The 16,969-nt window shown below is 43.5% G+C and carries 16 protein-coding genes; 5 read left to right on the top strand and 11 right to left on the bottom strand.

All coding sequences use genetic code 11. From position 1 onward, the window contains the following. The first annotated feature begins 300 nt into the window (after window positions 1-300). From JCM16456_RS03270 to JCM16456_RS03255, 4 genes are all read left to right on the top strand, one after another. Entirely contained in the window at window positions 301-1,773 is a 1,473-nt protein-coding gene (locus tag JCM16456_RS03270; RefSeq protein ID WP_068712331.1) for an aminoacyl-histidine dipeptidase, read from the top strand. Window positions 1,774-2,072: 299 nt separating this feature from the next. Further along, window positions 2,073-2,516 carry an ATP-dependent zinc protease family protein gene (locus tag JCM16456_RS03265; protein WP_068715864.1) on the top strand — a complete coding sequence of 148 codons (444 nt, stop codon included), beginning with the start codon at window positions 2,073-2,075 and terminating at the stop codon, window positions 2,514-2,516. Further along, the gene (gene rimK, locus JCM16456_RS03260; RefSeq protein ID WP_068712329.1) at window positions 2,513-3,418 is read left to right on the top strand and encodes a 30S ribosomal protein S6--L-glutamate ligase; all 906 of its coding nucleotides are present in this window, start codon (window positions 2,513-2,515) and stop codon (window positions 3,416-3,418) included. Before JCM16456_RS03265 ends, rimK begins: the two co-directional genes overlap by 4 nt. Beyond that, window positions 3,378-4,481: a succinylglutamate desuccinylase/aspartoacylase family protein gene (locus JCM16456_RS03255; RefSeq protein ID WP_068712325.1), complete on the top strand. Its 1,104-nt coding sequence runs from the start codon at window positions 3,378-3,380 to the stop codon at window positions 4,479-4,481. The genes rimK and JCM16456_RS03255 overlap by 41 nt, the downstream gene beginning before the upstream one ends. Window positions 4,482-4,560: 79 nt before the next feature. On the opposite strand, the gene JCM16456_RS03250 is transcribed toward JCM16456_RS03255, so the two are convergent. The 3 genes from JCM16456_RS03250 to dinB form a co-directional block, all read right to left on the bottom strand. After that, complete coding sequence (locus JCM16456_RS03250) at window positions 4,561-5,916, bottom strand: sodium-dependent transporter (RefSeq protein WP_068712323.1); 1,356 nt, start codon at window positions 5,914-5,916, stop codon at window positions 4,561-4,563. 243 nt (window positions 5,917-6,159) lie between these two features. Further along, entirely contained in the window at window positions 6,160-6,906 is a 747-nt protein-coding gene (locus JCM16456_RS03245) for a DUF2884 family protein (RefSeq protein ID WP_068712321.1), read from the bottom strand. Window positions 6,907-6,966: 60 nt separating this feature from the next. Further along, complete coding sequence (gene dinB / locus JCM16456_RS03240) at window positions 6,967-8,034, bottom strand: DNA polymerase IV (RefSeq protein WP_068712319.1); 1,068 nt, start codon at window positions 8,032-8,034, stop codon at window positions 6,967-6,969. Between the two features lie 153 nt (window positions 8,035-8,187). On the opposite strand from dinB, the gene JCM16456_RS03235 reads away from it, so the two are divergent. After that, window positions 8,188-9,408: a GGDEF domain-containing response regulator gene (locus JCM16456_RS03235; RefSeq protein WP_068712317.1), complete on the top strand. Its 1,221-nt coding sequence runs from the start codon at window positions 8,188-8,190 to the stop codon at window positions 9,406-9,408. Window positions 9,409-9,449: 41 nt separating this feature from the next. Here JCM16456_RS03235 and nqrM read toward each other — a convergent pair whose 3' ends face one another. The 8 genes from nqrM to JCM16456_RS03195 all read right to left on the bottom strand — a co-directional run bounded on the left by nqrM (window position 9,450) and on the right by JCM16456_RS03195 (window position 16,739). Next, the gene (gene nqrM, locus JCM16456_RS03230; RefSeq protein WP_068712315.1) at window positions 9,450-9,683 is read right to left on the bottom strand and encodes a (Na+)-NQR maturation NqrM; all 234 of its coding nucleotides are present in this window, start codon (window positions 9,681-9,683) and stop codon (window positions 9,450-9,452) included. A gap of 18 nt (window positions 9,684-9,701) precedes the next feature. Further along, window positions 9,702-10,709: an FAD:protein FMN transferase gene (locus JCM16456_RS03225; protein ID WP_082712315.1), complete on the bottom strand. Its 1,008-nt coding sequence runs from the start codon at window positions 10,707-10,709 to the stop codon at window positions 9,702-9,704. A gap of 169 nt (window positions 10,710-10,878) precedes the next feature. Next, window positions 10,879-12,105, bottom strand: coding sequence for an NADH:ubiquinone reductase (Na(+)-transporting) subunit F (nqrF, locus tag JCM16456_RS03220; protein WP_068712311.1), 1,227 nt, complete (start codon window positions 12,103-12,105; stop codon window positions 10,879-10,881). Window positions 12,106-12,138: 33 nt separating this feature from the next. Next, window positions 12,139-12,735 carry an NADH:ubiquinone reductase (Na(+)-transporting) subunit E gene (gene nqrE, locus JCM16456_RS03215; RefSeq protein WP_068712309.1) on the bottom strand — a complete coding sequence of 199 codons (597 nt, stop codon included), beginning with the start codon at window positions 12,733-12,735 and terminating at the stop codon, window positions 12,139-12,141. 7 nt (window positions 12,736-12,742) lie between these two features. Next, window positions 12,743-13,375, bottom strand: a complete 633-nt coding sequence (locus JCM16456_RS03210; RefSeq protein WP_068712307.1) for an NADH:ubiquinone reductase (Na(+)-transporting) subunit D — start codon at window positions 13,373-13,375, stop codon at window positions 12,743-12,745. Then, window positions 13,375-14,160 (bottom strand): Na(+)-translocating NADH-quinone reductase subunit C, encoded by a 786-nt coding sequence (locus tag JCM16456_RS03205; RefSeq protein ID WP_068712305.1) that lies wholly within the window; start codon window positions 14,158-14,160, stop codon window positions 13,375-13,377. Before JCM16456_RS03205 ends, JCM16456_RS03210 begins: the two co-directional genes overlap by 1 nt. After that, complete coding sequence (locus tag JCM16456_RS03200; RefSeq protein ID WP_068712303.1) at window positions 14,150-15,394, bottom strand: NADH:ubiquinone reductase (Na(+)-transporting) subunit B; 1,245 nt, start codon at window positions 15,392-15,394, stop codon at window positions 14,150-14,152. Before JCM16456_RS03200 ends, JCM16456_RS03205 begins: the two co-directional genes overlap by 11 nt. Before the next feature lie 4 nt (window positions 15,395-15,398). Beyond that, window positions 15,399-16,739 carry a Na(+)-translocating NADH-quinone reductase subunit A gene (locus JCM16456_RS03195; protein ID WP_068715862.1) on the bottom strand — a complete coding sequence of 447 codons (1,341 nt, stop codon included), beginning with the start codon at window positions 16,737-16,739 and terminating at the stop codon, window positions 15,399-15,401. Window positions 16,740-16,969 lie beyond the last annotated feature (230 nt).

Here is a 16,969-nt window from a genome sequence, read left to right as displayed (position 1 = left end):
AAACAAATAAATTAAGTAATAAAATTACACATTAGTGAATATTTAAAGACATTGCGCACAAAAAACAGATGAAATTACGTAATAGAACATCTGTGATTTCGTTAGATTGATCATTTCTCATCTAACTGATCTATTGGAGAAAGCTATAAATAACGTAGCAAGATCCGACCGGTTCACATTGAAACGCTACTCCGAATCCGCTTAGGGTGATATGCTGTGAGGTAAATTTGTCCCTCTTGATCCCACGTTGTCTCAAATAACGATGAGCATCAGGAAAGATTACACATCTAGGAGTTATTCGTGTCTGAATTCCATTCTGAAATTAGCTTATTATCCCCAGCCCCTGTTTGGCAGTTCTTTGATAAGATCTGTTCAATTCCTCACCCTTCTAAACATGAAGAGCAACTAGCCTCTTATATTGTTGACTGGGCAAGCAGTGAAGGCTTGGACGTTCGTCGTGATGAAACTGGTAACGTAATCATCAAGAAACCAGCAACTGCGGGTATGGAAGATCGTAAAGGTGTGGTACTACAAGCACACATCGATATGGTTCCTCAGAAAAATGAAGATACCGAGCACGACTTTACTAAAGATCCGATTCAACCGTATGTTGATGGGGAGTGGGTAACAGCAAAAGGTACCACTCTAGGCGCTGATAATGGCATCGGCATGGCTACCTGCCTTGCTGTTTTGGCATCAAAAGAGATCAAACACGGCCCTCTTGAAGTACTGCTAACTATCGATGAAGAAGCTGGCATGACCGGTGCATTTGGTTTGAAAGAAGGTTGGTTAGAAGGTGACATCCTACTTAATACCGATTCAGAAACCGAAGGCGAAGTTTACATGGGTTGTGCTGGTGGTGTAGACGGTGCATTCACGTTCCCAATTCAACGTGAAGCGCTACCTGCCGGTTTCGTCGTCCGTAAATTGATTCTAAAAGGTTTAAAAGGCGGTCACTCTGGTGCAGATATTCATACCGGTCGTGCTAACGCCAATAAACTACTAGGCCGCTTCCTAGCGGACCACACTCAAGGTTTGGATCTTCGCCTTATCGATTTTCGTGGCGGTAGCCTGCGCAATGCAATTCCTCGTGAAGGTTTCGTCACTGTTGCGGTTGCAGAACAAAACCTACCAGCGCTTGATCAAGCATTTAGCGCATTCACTTCTCTTATCCAAGAAGAACTCAATAAAATCGAAACCAACATCGTGACATTTAATGAAGATGTTTCTGGCTCTTTCGACGTTTTCTCAAGTGCATCGCAACAAACCTTTATTGCTGGTTTAAATGCCTGCCCTAACGGCGTAATGCGCATGAGTGATGAAATAGAAGGCGTAGTGGAAACATCTCTTAACGTAGGTGTAATAACAACGGAAGCAGATAAAGTTACCGTATTGTGCTTAATTCGCTCATTAATTGACTCTGGCCGTGAACAAATCGAAGGTATGCTGACTTCTGTAGCTCAATTAGCTGGAGCGGAGATTGAATTCGCTAACGCTTACCCAGGTTGGAAACCCGATGCAGACTCAGCCATCATGCACATCTTCCGTGATATGTATGAAGGGATCTATGGTCACAAGCCTAACATCATGGTGATCCACGCAGGTCTTGAATGTGGTCTATTCAAAAAGCCATACCCTGAAATGGATATGATCTCTTTTGGCCCAACCATCAAGTTCCCTCACTCACCAGATGAGAAAGTCAAAATTGATACTGTGGAATTATTCTGGCAACAAATGCTCAGTTTACTAGAAAATATCCCAACGAAAGCCTAAGCTTAAAAGTCGAATCCTTGGATTCGACTTTTTTTTGGTCTGGCTGAGTGGGCGTCATTGAGTGGTCATATTTTGCCAATAAGCTGTGCTTCTATTGATTGAAAAATTTCTTGAGAATGATTAATAAATTTTGTCGATACGAATGATATTTTTCATTGGCAACAGCAAAGTATCAACTGCTAGAGTTCGCCCCCTCAAGGCTTCGAGTCGAACTCATGCACCGATGCCTCTCCTGACAGCGTAATATTAACTCGCTGCTCCAAAGATGAATTTCAAACTCTCCAACGAAAGACATTATGATGACAGATAAAATGATTGTCGGATGGCGAGAAACCCTCAGCCTTCCTGGCTTAGGCATTATTAAGATTAACGCTAAAATCGACACTGGTGCTCGCACCTCCTGTTTACACGCTTTTCGTGTGGAGACATTTGAACGTGATGAAGCGCCTTGGGTACGTTTTTGGATCCACCCGAAACAACATAATGATGAAGTGGTCACAGAGTGTGAAGCCCCTATCGTTGATGAACGCGTAGTGCGTGACTCTGGTGGACATGAGGAAAAGCGTTACGTTATTCGCACCGATATCTGTATCGGCGGCCAAACTTGGCTAGCTGAAATTACCCTAACTAACAGAGAAAACATGGCATTTCGTATGCTGCTTGGTCGTACAGCCATGCACCATCGTATCGTAGTTGATCCTGTTGAATCATTTTTAATCCCATTTGAGGAAACTGAACAATGAAAATTGGTATTCTGTCGCGCAACGGCTCGCTCTATTCGACCCGACGCCTGATAGAAGCTTGCCAGCAACGTGGCCATGAAGTAAAGGTAATCGATGCTCTACGCTGTTACATGAACATCAACTCAGATAAGCCACAAATTCACTTTAAAGGTGAAGAGCTGATAGATATTGATGCCATTATTCCGCGTATTGGCGCTTCGGTAACTTTTTATGGCACGGCGGTATTGCGTCAATTCGAAATGATGGGCGTGTATCCGGTGAATGAATCCGTTGCGATTAGCCGCTCTCGTGATAAGTTACGCTCAATGCAGCTACTATCGCGCAAAGGTATTGGCATGCCAATTACTGGCTTTGCCAGCAAACCTGACGATGTAAAGGATCTGCTAGATATGGTAGGCGGTGCTCCTGTAGTGATAAAGCTACTTGAAGGCACCCAAGGTATCGGGGTTGTTCTTGCTGAAACCCGAACTGCAGCAGAAAGCGTGATTGAAGCCTTTATGGGCCTAAAAGCGAACATCATGGTGCAGGAATACATCAAAGAAGCAGGTGGTGCCGACATTCGCTGCTTTGTTATCGGTGATAAAGTGATCGCGGCGATGAAACGACAAGGTGCAGAAGGCGAATTTCGGTCTAATCTTCATAGAGGTGGTACCGCATCATTAATAAAAATCACCCCTCAAGAACGCAAAACTGCAATTGAAGCAGCAAAAGCAATGGGACTGAATGTGGCGGGTGTTGATTTGCTGCGCTCAGAACGCGGCCCACTTGTCATGGAAGTCAATTCATCTCCTGGTCTTGAAGGCATAGAAGCCGCAACAGGGAAAGATATTGCCGGCATGATCATCGAATTTATCGAGAAGAATGCGGCAAGCAAAAGGACAAAAACACGTGGAAAAGGTTAAAAAAGTAAGAAAAAACGTCGCTTTTAATCTTCTGGGGGAATCCGTTCCCCCAGCTGGCCGAGCTGTAATAGAACTTGAAGCCGCCAAGCTTTATACCCACTCTCCTTTGTCTATTCCAATAGAAATCATTAATGGTGCCTATGAAGGCCCTGTGATGATGGTCAATGCCGCAATCCATGGGGATGAACTCAATGGAGTAGAAATCGTTCGACAACTGATTAACTCTATTGATGAGAATAAGTTAAAAGGCACACTTATCGCGGTTCCTATTGTTAACGTATTTGGCTTTATTCATAAGTCACGTTACTTACCAGACCGACGCGACTTAAACCGCAGCTTTCCCGGCAGTGAAAAAGGCTCCCTTGCCTCACGCATGGCCCACACCTTTTTCTCGCAAGTCGTCACTCGCTGTAATTACATTATCGACCTACATACTGGCGCAATTCACCGAACCAATTTGCCGCAAATTCGTGCTGATTTGAGCACGCCAGAAACGTTACGCATTGCCCAAGCCTTCGCGACACCAGTGACATTAGATTCGCCATTGCGTGGCGGCTCACTTCGTAGTGAAGCAGAAAAGTGTGGTATCACAGTTCTCACCTATGAAGCGGGTGAAGCACTACGTTTCGATCCTATTGCAATTCACGCCGGTGTCATGGGCATACTAAGAACCATGCAAGCGGTGAATATGCTGAGAAAGAGCCGTAAGAAGACACCGACCACCATCATTGCAAAATCCACCAGTTGGGCTCGTGCTGAAACGGATGGCATCCTACGAACCTTAGTTTCCCTAGGTGACAAAGTAGAGAAAGGACAGACCCTTGCCTACGTCAACTCACCTCTCGGTAAGATAAAAGAAGAACTCAGAGCCAACAAAGGTGGAGTCATCATCGGCCAGCAAACCCTACCTTTAGTTAACGAAGGCGATGCGGTATTTAACATTGCCTATTTCTCTCAAGATGATGAGATTGTTGAGCAGCTTGTTGAAGAGTTTATCGAAGATATTAGTGATATGGAGTTAGAGCCGCTGACTACTGGGTATCTTCAATCTACCCAACCTTAACCTTATCAATACAAAAAGCCCCGCAAATTTGAGGGGCTTTTTGTCATCATGGTCTATATAGCACTTGCTCTTCTGCTGGTTAGCTAAATGAGGCCCAAATAATAGCCGCAACTAATAACGGACAGACCAAACGAATATACCAAGGCCAGATTTTTCCAAACAAGCTATTACGGAACTCATCAAATCCTAGAGAAAGCTCATTAAATTTCGCATTACTTCTCCATACCCAGCCACCAAATAAGCAGAACAGCAGAGCCGTAAAGGGTTGCAAGTATTGCGTTGCAACCATCGCAACCAAACCAAATAAGGTTTCAAAGTGGTAAACGATAACAATACTAAACAAAGCGATAATCAAGCCTAGCACCCATGCAGTTGGTGTACGTTTAGTTTGAAAACGTTCTCCCACCAACGCAACTGGGCATTCCAGCATAGAAATAGACGACGTTAATGCTGCGATAGTCAGCAGTAAGAAGAACACGACAGCAAAGACTTCACCAAGTATGCCTAGGCTATCAAATAGCATGGGTAACACGCGAAATACAAGCGTATCCGAACTCAGTAGCGCACCATCAGCTGCATAAATTGGTACACCTTTATTCATCGCAACAAACATGGCCGGTAACACAACTAACCCTGCAATAAACGCAACCGAAGTATCAACTAACGTCACATTCATCGCCATCTTCGGTAAGTTCTCTTTTTTACTTAAATACGAGCCATAAATCAGCATTGAACAGCCACCGATAGTCAATGAGAAAAAGCCTTGTCCCATCGCTGCCAGTATCAATTTTTTGTCCCAAATTTTTGAAAAATCAGGAATCAAGTAATGACGCAAACCATCCATTGCACCCTGCTGCATCATGATGTAAATAAACATCACACCAAACAGTACAAATAGAGCTGGCATCAATCGAGTGGACCATTTTTCGATCCCATCTTTCACGCCACCTTGGACGATTAAAATCGTAAACACATAAAACAGTACCGTACCAAACAGGTTACGTTCGACACTAAAGCCCTTGAGCCACTGGGTCATCTGATCTAAACCAGCAAGATCAGTTATCGCTCCCAGCATATAACAGATTATCCATCCACCAACGATACTATAAAATGCCAATACAGCACTAGGTACACTTAAGCCTAACCAGCCAACCGCACTCCCTGCTTTTTTTGCCAGTGCGTTATCAGTTAGTGAGCGCATACTATCAACTGGGTTTGCTTGTCCATAGCGGCCAATCGCCATCTCAACAACTAGCATAGGATAAGCTACAACTAAAATGAGTACTAAATACACCAGCAAAAATGCGCCGCCACCATTACTAGCAGCTTGAGTAGGGAATCCCCAAATATTACCTAAGCCTACCGCTGCGCCTGCGGCAGAAAGAATAAATCCAAGACGAGAACCGAATGTCTCTCGAGATGCTGACTGTGCCATTACCACTCACAAATACTTACGAACTAGTTGGCTAGTACAGTAAATTAATTCCACTAATTAATCAATGAATTTAAGTGATGTGAACCAATAAAAAGCCAAACAGTAAACAATTATATCACCCCCACTCTCTCTGATTGTTTTTTATCCTTTAATTCAACCAAACAACCACTTGCCTCGATAAAAACTGATAAGGCGCTGTTAAACAGCGCCTTATCATGATTGAAATGTTTGAGCTTAATGAGCTTAAATAGTAAAGACTTGATAATCTTTGAGTTGTGGAATCTTGTTATGCAAAGACTTTTCTTGCTCAACCATGTTATCGAGTGAATCACATAGCTCTGCACGCTTTTTATTCAGCTCTTTTTGATGCGCTTTTAAGTGATCAGCCATCGACGTTTTGAGTTTCGCCATCAAATCATTTAATTTGGTGAGATTAAATCCCCCCTCTTCTTTCATACTTTGCGCTATGGTATTGAAAGCATTAGTCATAAATTCTCGGCTAAAAAAGACCTTGGCCTTTTCAAACTCTCCCGTCCACTGTTGCTTCATTTGTTCATAACTGCTGGCCGGTAACACGAACTCGCCGTTTTTATAGTAACGACCCTCCCAGTCTTGTGCATAGGAGCGAACCCCCTCCTTTAAATTATCAAATGCACCAGGCTCTCCCATACTGGCAGACAAATCATCGATGACAGAATCCGCCATCGCCAACCCATCAGTAATGACCTGTTTCACCTTAGGAACACTATCACTCATACTTTGGCGAAACCGCCCCATAGCAGACGCTTGTTCTGAATTAAGAGCAACCGATTGACCGTCTATCTGTAACTGATTATCAGCAGCTAGTGTCGCTATTTGACCATCGGCACGATGAATCTCTACTTGGTCATTTCTGATATGTACTTCATTCTTAATATCAACTCGACACTGGGAAGCCAGCGCAGAAGTACAAGTCAGTAGGGTCACGATAAAGAGTATTGGTCTCATCATTTTCTCTCTTAAAAACAAGTAACTGTGTTTAATTACCAGTGTACTTAATTTCACTGCAAATTAAAAAAAGCTAAGTTGCTCTCCAGGAGCTTCAGGTTTGAGCATGACAGATAGTCCGAGCAAACGAATCTCCCGTCCCTGTTGACGTCGCAACACCTCACGGAGCAACCCTTTAAAATCACTAAGCTCCAACTGGGGATGAATATGCTCGATAGTTGTAAGTTGAAAGTCGGCAAACTTCACCTTGATACCTTGCTTGATAATCGCTCTTTCAGGGCAAGCTTTAGTTAGCCGTTGGTCAAGTTCTGGAAATAACTTTCGTTCAATCACCTGCCAGCACTCTTCATAACTAGAGATATTGTGGCTAAACGTACGTTCAACACCAACAGACTTACGTTCTCTCTCAACAATCACTTCTCGACGATCAACGCCGTGGCTTTTCTTCCATAATGACTCACCTAAGCGGCCAAATTTAATCAACAAATCTCGATAATCACTATTTTTGATATCTTCACATAAATAAAACCCGGCACGATTGAGCTTTTCTAGACTCACCTTGCCTACTCCGGGTATTTTCCCCAGCGGCAGTTTATCGACCACGTCTTGAACGTTATCAGGGGGAACAACAAACTGACCGTTCGGTTTATTCATATCCGAAGCCACTTTAGCTAGAAACTTCACTGGAGCAACACCAGCTGAAGCCGTGAGATTCAGCTCTTGCCAAATATCACGCCGAATTGCTTCTGCAATCAATGTGGCACTGCCATGACATAAATGGCTATCTGTAACGTCAAGAAACGCCTCATCAAGGGATAAAGGCTCAATAATTGAGGTATAACGTTGAAAAATAGCATGAATCTGACGAGATACAGATTTGTAAACCTGCATACGTCCAGGTACAAGCAAAAGGTTGGGGCACAATTTAAGGGCTTGTGCGGTAGGCATTGCCGAGTGCAATCCAAATTGACGCGCTTCATAATTACAGGTACTTAAGACGCCACGCTGCTTCTCACTACCACCGACAGCCAGAGGCCGCCCACGGTATTCAGGGTGATCACGCATTTCAACTGCTGCATAAAAACAATCCATATCGATATGAATAATTTTTTTTAGTCGTTCTGTGCTCACATCTTCAGCTCAAATACACTGTATGTAAAAACAGTATACACAATTATCGCAAAACAGACACTTAATTCGGGAATAAAGAGGCGTTTCTCAAATTTAGATCTATTCTTTTTATAGTTAAATAACCGACAAGCGCGTGGGAACAAGGGTGGTGACTTGAATCATAAAATTCTAGTTGTAGAGGACAGTAGAGCTTTTCGTAACTACCTATTTAACCAGCTATCTCAAATTGGCTATGAGGTCATTTGCGCAGAATCCTTGGCAGAAGCGAAACACATCATATCTCAGGGCCATACCTTTTTCTGTGCAGTACTAGATTACTGCTTACCTGACGCTCAAGATGGAGAAGTGATCGACCTAGTGCTTGCTACGAAACAAAAAGTCGTAGTACTTACCGCCACATTCAATGAAAAAGTGCGTGAACGCTGCATCGCCAGAGGAGTATTAGATTATATACTCAAGGACAGCATGAGTTCAGTGTCTTACATCATTCCTATGATGAAACGATTATTTAACAATCAAAATCATCATGCACTTGTTGTAGATGATTCCAAAACCGTTCGTCGCCATGTTTCACAACTTCTTGAACATCAATATATTCGTACAACAACGGCAATTGATGGCAATGATGCACTAAAAAAACTTCAAGAAAATAAAGATATTAGCATTATAATTACCGACCATGACATGCCTCACAAAGACGGCATAGAGATGATTCGTGAAATTCGCCAGTCCGTCAGTAAAAACGAATTAGCCATCTTAGGCGTATCAAGCTCTGAAGATAAAACCATGACGGCCCGCTTTCTTAAAGCGGGAGCTAATGACTTCTTAAACAAACCCTTTAATCAAGAAGAATTTTACTGCCGAGTCCACCAGCTATTGGATATGAAAGAAGCGAATAACGAACTGTTTCGACTGGCTAACCAAGATGCATTAACCGGATTGTGGAATCGGCGCTACTTTTTTAATCAATACAAAGAGCAAACCAAACACAGCTGTCATGTTGCCATGATGGACATCGACCATTTTAAAAAAGTGAACGATACTTGGGGTCATGATGGTGGCGATAAAGTACTCACCTCGGTGGCTCACATACTAAACCTCTACTTTTCCGACTCCGTCGTGGCAAGATTTGGTGGCGAAGAATTTTGTGTTCAGTTTTTCGGCACCTATGATGATTTTATCCAACGGCTCGACAATCTAAGGCAAAGAATAGAGAAAACAACCATTCCCTATTTAGACAACTCAATTCGAGTTACCATCAGCATCGGAACCGCTCAGGGGGATGATAGCGACATCAATCAACTGCTCACCCTTGCAGATAGTCGGCTCTATTTAGCAAAAAACCGGGGACGTAATTTACTCGTAAGCAATTAACATCAACCCGGTTTTATTACCTATCTCAGTTATAAGTTAAGTTAGGCAATACGATCCTTTTCCCATTCCGCAACCAATGCTGCACGTTTGGCGGCTTTCGCTTCGCGACGTTTGCGTGCATCACACGGCTCTGGGCAGTTACACACTTTCTCGATACCTACGGCACCTAAACCACCACAGCTACCACGTACTACTTTTTTCTGGAAGATATAACCTACTGCCATTGCTGCAATCACACAGACAAAGATGGCAAATGTAATCAAAAATGTACTCATAATAATCTGCTCACTTATTTACTGCTTTTTCAGATAAGGGCGAAAAGCCTCTGAAACTTTTTCTTCGAATCCTGTATCCGTTTTCACAATCATCATCACCGCTAAGTGATGTTGCTTAGCAATGGCCATTCCTTGCTCATCGCCTAAAACCATTAATCCCGTGGCTAAGCCATCGGCAGTCATACAAGATGGATGCAATACCGTAACTGACACCACTCGATTATTAATCGGTTTTCCGGTGTCAGGGTCGATAATATGGGAATATCGAATACCATCTTGTTCAAAGTAATTACGGTAATCGCCCGATGTTGCCATGGCCATCGTTCCAGGGCTAATAATTTCCTGAACACTACGTTCATTCGCCACTGGCTTTTCAATTGCTATACGCCATTTTACACCATCACGGTTAAGACCTTTAAGTCGAATTTCTCCACCGATCTCAACCATATAGTTGTCTATACCTGATTGTTCGAGATAATCGGCCACTTGGTCGACTCCCCAACCTTTGGCAATCGTCGATAAATCGACATACAAATTAGGGATGTCTTTGCTAAGTTGCACACCATCTAATGTCAGATGTGAAATACCGACCTCAGCTCGACGATCTGCTAGTGCCTTGGCAGAAGGCACTTTATCGGGTCTCCCCTCCGGACCAAAACCCCATAAATTCACTAAAGGGCCGACCGTCACATCCAGCTTACCTAATGTTAGCTTATTCAACCGCAGCGCTTCTTTCACTACGGTTGCCGTTTCCTTTGACAGGATAAACGGTTCAGTATCATGAGTCTGATTAAAGCGACTCAATTCTGAATCTTTGCGATACGTCGACATTTGATCGTTCACTTGAACAAGGATCTTATCGATCCCTTGCTGCAATACCGCTGCATCAGGTGATGTTTCTGCAACCAGATATTTCACATTATAAGTCGTCCCCATAGTAGGACCACTTAAATGCACTTGTTCAACTTGACGGCCACAACCGGCTAAAAAAACCAAACATGAGAACAAGACGAAGAGGTATTTCACATACTCACCTTTAATAAACTGGGATAGAGAAAGCATCGTTTGCCTTTCCTATCACAGCTCAGCTTTCCGCGAAAGAAAGCACAATGCATAAAATAATAGCGCAGCCTTAAACGAAAGAATGGCTGACTTCCTATGGAAGCCAGCCATCATTCAGCTTAGAGACCGGAGATTAACCACCGAAGTCATCCAATAGAATGTTTTCGTCTTCAACACCTAGGTTATGTAGCATGTTGATAACAGAAGCGTTCATGATTGGTGGACCACACATGTAGTATTCACAATCTTCTGGTGCTTCATGATCACGTAGGTAGTTTTCGTACACAACGTTGTGGATGAAGCCTGTGTAACCATCCCAGTTATCTTCTGGAGTTGGATCAGACAGAGCTACGTGCCATGTGAAGTTATCGTGTTCAGCTGCTAGCGTATCGAAGTCTTCAACATAGAACATTTCGCGAGTTGAACGAGCACCGTACCAGAATGAAATCTTACGTTTCGAATCTAGACGTTTTAGCTGGTCGAAGATATGAGAACGCATAGGAGCCATACCTGCACCACCACCGATAAATACCATTTCTGCGTCAGTATCTTTCGCGAAGAACTCACCAAATGGGCCAGAAATCGTACACTTATCACCTTCTTTTAGTGACCAGATGTAAGAAGACATTTGACCTGGCGGTACATCAGGGTTACGTGGTGGCGGAGTCGCGATACGCACGTTAAGCATGATGATACCGTGTTCTTCTGGGTAGTTAGCCATTGAGTAAGCACGGATGATAGGCTCATCTACTTTTGACTCATAGCGGAACAGATTGAATTTATCCCAGTCTTCACGGAATTTCTCAGGTACATCAAAGTCTGAGTATTTTACGTGGTGCGCTGGAGCTTCAATCTGAATGTAACCACCTGCACGGAAAGGTACAGATTCGCCATCAGGAATTTGCAGCTTAAGTTCTTTGATGAAGGTTGCTTTGTTATCGTTAGAGATAACAGTACATTCCCATTTTTTCACACCAAAGATCTCTTCTGGCAATTCAAGTTCCATATCAGTTTTCACTGCAACTTGACAAGATAGACGTTCACCTTCGCGAGCTTCACCTTTAGTAATGTGATCAAGCTCTGTAGGTAGAATGTCACCACCGCCAGATTTAACTTTTACGCGACACTGACCACAAGAGCCACCGCCACCACAAGCTGAAGATACGAATACGCCTGCACCAGCAAGAGCACTCAGTAGCTTACCGCCTGGTTGAGTAACGAACGATTTTTCAGGATCGCCGTTGATAGAGATTGTAATGTCACCTGTTGGAACCAGTTTTGATTTAGCGAATAGAATCACTAATACCAATACCAGTACAATCAGAGTAAACATCACTACACCAAGAAGAATAACGTCCATTGACTATTCCTTAATTGTTGCGGTTTACCCGACTTACAGTTGAACACCAGAGAAAGACATAAAGCCAATCGCCATTAGACCAGCAGTGATAAAGGTAATACCTAGACCACGCAGACCAGGAGGTACGTCTGAGTACTTCATTTTCTCACGGATACCTGCAAGAGCAACGATTGCTAGCATCCAGCCCAAACCTGAGCCAAAGCCGTAGACAACCGATTCACCGAAGTTGTAGTCACGTTGTACCATGAAAGATACGCCACCGAAGATTGCACAGTTAACTGTGATCAAAGGTAGGAAGATACCTAACGCGTTGTACAACGGTGGGAAGAAGCGGTCCAGAATCATTTCAAGAATCTGTACTAACGCTGCAATAACACCGATGAAAGTAATAAAGTTAAGGAAGCTTAGGTCGATACCTTCGCCTAGTGCACCTGGCTTAAGCAACAAGTTGTAAACTAGGTTGTTTACCGGAACAGCAATGGTAAGTACCACAGTTACCGCGATACCTAGACCGAATGAAGTCTTAACTTTCTTTGATACAGCAAGGAATGTACACATACCCAAGAAGAAAGACAGCGCCATGTTCTCGATAAAAATCGATCTAACTAGCAAACTAATATAATGTTCCATGACTACCTTACTCCTTCGCTTCTACTTGTTCAGGTTTGAACGTACGAATCGCCCAAATCAGGAAGCCGATTAGGAAGAAAGCTGACGGAGCAAGTAGCATCAAACCATTTGGCTGATACCAACCGCCGTCTTTCACTAGAGGCAGAACTTCCATACCGAAAAGTTTGCCTGAACCCAGAAGCTCACGGAAGAAACCAACAGTGACCAATACGAAACCGTAACCTAGACCGTTTGCAATACCATCAATAAATGATGGGATTGGCGCAGATTTCATAGCAAATGCTTCTGCACGACCCATTACGATACAGTTAGTAATGATCAGACCAACGAATACCGAAAGCTGTTTTGAAACGTCGTAAACGTAAGCTCGCAGAATTTGGTCTACCACGATTACCAAAGAAGCGATAATAGCCATCTGAACGATGATACGTACGCTGCCAGGAATGTGGTTACGAATCAAAGAAACAAAGAAGTTAGAAAACGCAGTTACAAACATAACCGCAATTGTCATTACAAACGCTGTTTCTAGTTTAGTTGTTACAGCAAGAGCAGAACACACACCCAACACTTGAAGTGCAATTGGGTTGTTATCCAATACCGGCTCTAACAAGCTCTTTTTAAGACTTTTTGCACTAGACATTAGTTCAGACCTCCGTCACGAACTTTTGCTAGGAATGGACCATAGCCCATATCGCCTAACCAGAAATTGAATTGGTTTTGAACCCCATTACTAGTTAGTGTTGCACCAGATAGAGCATCAACACCATGTTCAGAACCTGATGGAGCGCCACCTTTTACGATACGAATTGCAGGCTTACCGTTTTCATCAAACAGTTTTTTACCAACAAATTGAGCACGCCATTGTGGGTTCTCAACTTCACCACCCAATCCTGGAGTTTCACCTTGTTCGTAGTAAATGATGCCGTCTACTGTGTTCGCGTCCATTTCAACTGCGACAAACGCGTACATCATAGACCATAGACCATTACCGTGAATTGGTAGAATCATACGAGAAACTTCATCACCATTCTTCACTAGGTAAACAAGACCATAATTTGCACGGTTGATGATTTTCGCTGGATCGTCTTCTGCTTTCAGTTTGATAGACTGTTTTGCGTTGCCCGCTGCAGCACGTTGGTCGTAATCTGCCGCTGAAACACCATCTTTAGTCTCATCAACTAGGTCGCCAGTTGAGAAATCCAATAGTTTTGGTTCGATATACTGTGCGTAAAGATCAGGGATCTTACCTTTAGATAAATCAATGCCTGACACATCTAGAATCTTGCTTTGTTTATCTAGCTTCGCATTCAGTTGTTGTTTATCACGCAGGCTGACTGCCGCTACCGATACGATGATTGAGCACACAAGGCTCAACACGATAACAACAAACAGCGTTTTTTTAATGCTATCGTTATTACTTGCCATAGCGCGCTAGTCTCCGTTTGATGTTTCTTTCGACAACTACGTGGTCGAACAGAGGAGCAAATAGGTTAGAGAACAAGATCGCTAACATCATGCCTTCTGGGTATGCAGGGTTAACCACACGAACCAACACACACATTGCGCCGATTAGAATGCCGTAAGCCCATTTACCTTTATTAGTGAAAGAAGCAGAAACTGGGTCTGTCGCCATGAAGAACATACCAAATGCGAAGCCACCAAGAACTAGGTGCCAATGCCAAGGCATATTGAACATTGCGTTAGTGTCTGAACCAATCACATTAAATAGAGTAGACAGTGCGATCATACCGATCATTACACCGCCGATGATGCGCCATGAAGCAATACCCATGTAAACAATCAGTGCAGCACCGATCAAAAGAGCCAGTGTTGAAGTTTCACCGATTGATCCAGGGATGTTACCTAGGAATGCATCCATCCAAGTGATTGTTTGACCAGTTGCAGCGTTCACTAGTGAACCGCCGCCACCTTGAGCCCATTGGCTAAGAGCAGTTGCACCAGAGAAACCATCCGCTGCAGTCCATACTAAGTCACCCGAGATTTGACCTGGGTAAGCGAAGAATAGGAAAGCACGGCCAGCCAATGCAGGGTTCAAGAAGTTACGACCAGTACCACCGAATACTTCTTTAGCAACAACCACACCGAAGGTAATACCTAGCGCTGCTTGCCATAGAGGTAGTGTTGGTGGAACGATCAATGCAAACAGGATTGAAGTAACAAAGAAACCTTCGTTAACTTCGTGCTTACGAACCATACAGAACAATACTTCCCAGAAACCACCAACGATAAATACCGTCGCATAGATAGGTAGGAAGTAAGTAGCGCCAAGCAGCATTTTGCTGCCCCACCCTGCATCTGCACCCAAAGTGCCACCGATCATTTCGGTGAACCAGTAGTGCCAGTTGCCATTCACAATTGAAGTGAATTGGTCACCTGCATACATGTGATGCAAAGCAGCGATGGCTTGACCACCAGCGTTGTACATACCGAAGAACATGGCAGGGAAAACAGCTAGCCAAACCATGATCATGATGCGTTTTAGGTCAACGGCATCACGGACGTGCGAGCTTTTGTTTGTCACTTGACCAGGAGTATAGAAAATGGTCGCTGCAGCTTCGTAAAGCGCAAACCACATTTCATATTTACCGCCTGGTTCAAAGTGATGCTCGATATCCTCAAGAAACTTTTTAAGGCCCATGAAATTACCCTTCTTTCTCAATCTTATCCAGGCACTCACGAAGTAACGCGCCGTACTCGTATTTACCAGGACATACAAAGGTACATAATGCTAGATCTTCTTCATCCAGTTCTAGAGCCCCTAAGCGCACAGCGCTATCAGAGTCACCGGCACAAAGATCACGCAGCAATAATGTAGGCTCCATGTCTAGCGGCATTACTTTCTCGTAACTACCGATTGGCACCATTGAACGTTCGCTACCACCAGTCGTTGTTGTCATGTTGAACAACTGACCTTTAAACATGTGGCTTAAGAAAGAGCGAGTGACTGAGAACTTGTTCTTACCTGGTAATGCCCAGCCAAGAAACTCTTTGTCACGGCCTTCACGCAATACTGAAACTTGAAGATGGTAACGGCCAAGGTATGCATGTGGGCCAGTTGCATGTGTACCAGAAAGTACAGAACCAGAAATCACTCGAACTTCGCCAGGCATAATTTCGTTATCCAAAATTTCTTCAAGGCTCGCACCTACAACAGTACGAATTAGACGAGGATTATTTACAACTGGGCCAGCAAGAGAAATAACACGTTCTGTGCTCAATTCACCAGTTAGGAACAACTTACCGAACGCAATCACGTCTTGGTAGTTGATAGACCATGCCACATTGTCTGCATTTACAGGGAAAAGGAAATGCATGTGAGTGCCAGGAAGACCTGCTGGGTGAGGACCATCAAAAACATGTTCTTCAACGTTTGACTGAGTCGCACGAGGTAGACTTGTACCTTTTTTACAAACGTACACTTTACCTTCAGTTAGAACTGAAAGAATGTCTAAACCTGCTTTGAAAGCGTCAGATTGTTCATTGATAACGACACTAGGCTCCGCTGCAAGAGGATTGGTATCCATTGCAGTTACAAAAATCGCTTTAGTGTTGGAATCAATTGCTGGTACCTTGCTGAACGGACGAGTACGCAATGCAGTCCAAAGGCCAGAATCCACCAATTGAGTTTTGACCGCTTCACGATCAAGACTTGCAATTTGGTTGGCTTCGAACTTGTTGAATTCAACTTGGTCATCACCTGCTACTTCAATCACAACAGATTGAAGAACACGTTTTGCACCACGGTTGATTTCAGACACAGTACCGCTAGCTGGTGCAGTAAATTTCACGCCAAGGTTCTTTTTGTCTTCAAAAAGTACCTGACCTTTTTTCACTACATCACCTACGCGAACATGCATTGTTGGACGCATGCCAACATACTCTTCGCCAAGCAAGGCGACTTTTTTGATGGCTTTACCATCATTAATCACCTGGGAAGGAGTTCCAGAAATAGGAAGGTCCAAACCCTTTTTTATTGTAATCATACGCACTTGCACTACTTTTTTATCGGGAAAAAGATTCTTTAATTGCGCAAATTTGAGGCGCATATCATTCTCGATTTGCCAGAAATCGTTCTGATTAGAGACTTTCGATGATTGACGCCCCCTAGACACGACATTATCAGTGTCCGCTTTGATGTTATACGTATCATCAAAGTCGCAACATCCTTTTAAAAACCTTGTCACATTTAAGAGTCAAGATTTATCAGGTGCGA

It is taken from the genome of Vibrio tritonius, assembly GCF_001547935.1.
Taxonomy (GTDB): domain Bacteria; phylum Pseudomonadota; class Gammaproteobacteria; order Enterobacterales; family Vibrionaceae; genus Vibrio; species Vibrio tritonius.
Note: the sequence above shows the minus strand (reverse complement) of the source record. Positions and strands in the feature narration are given on the sequence as shown.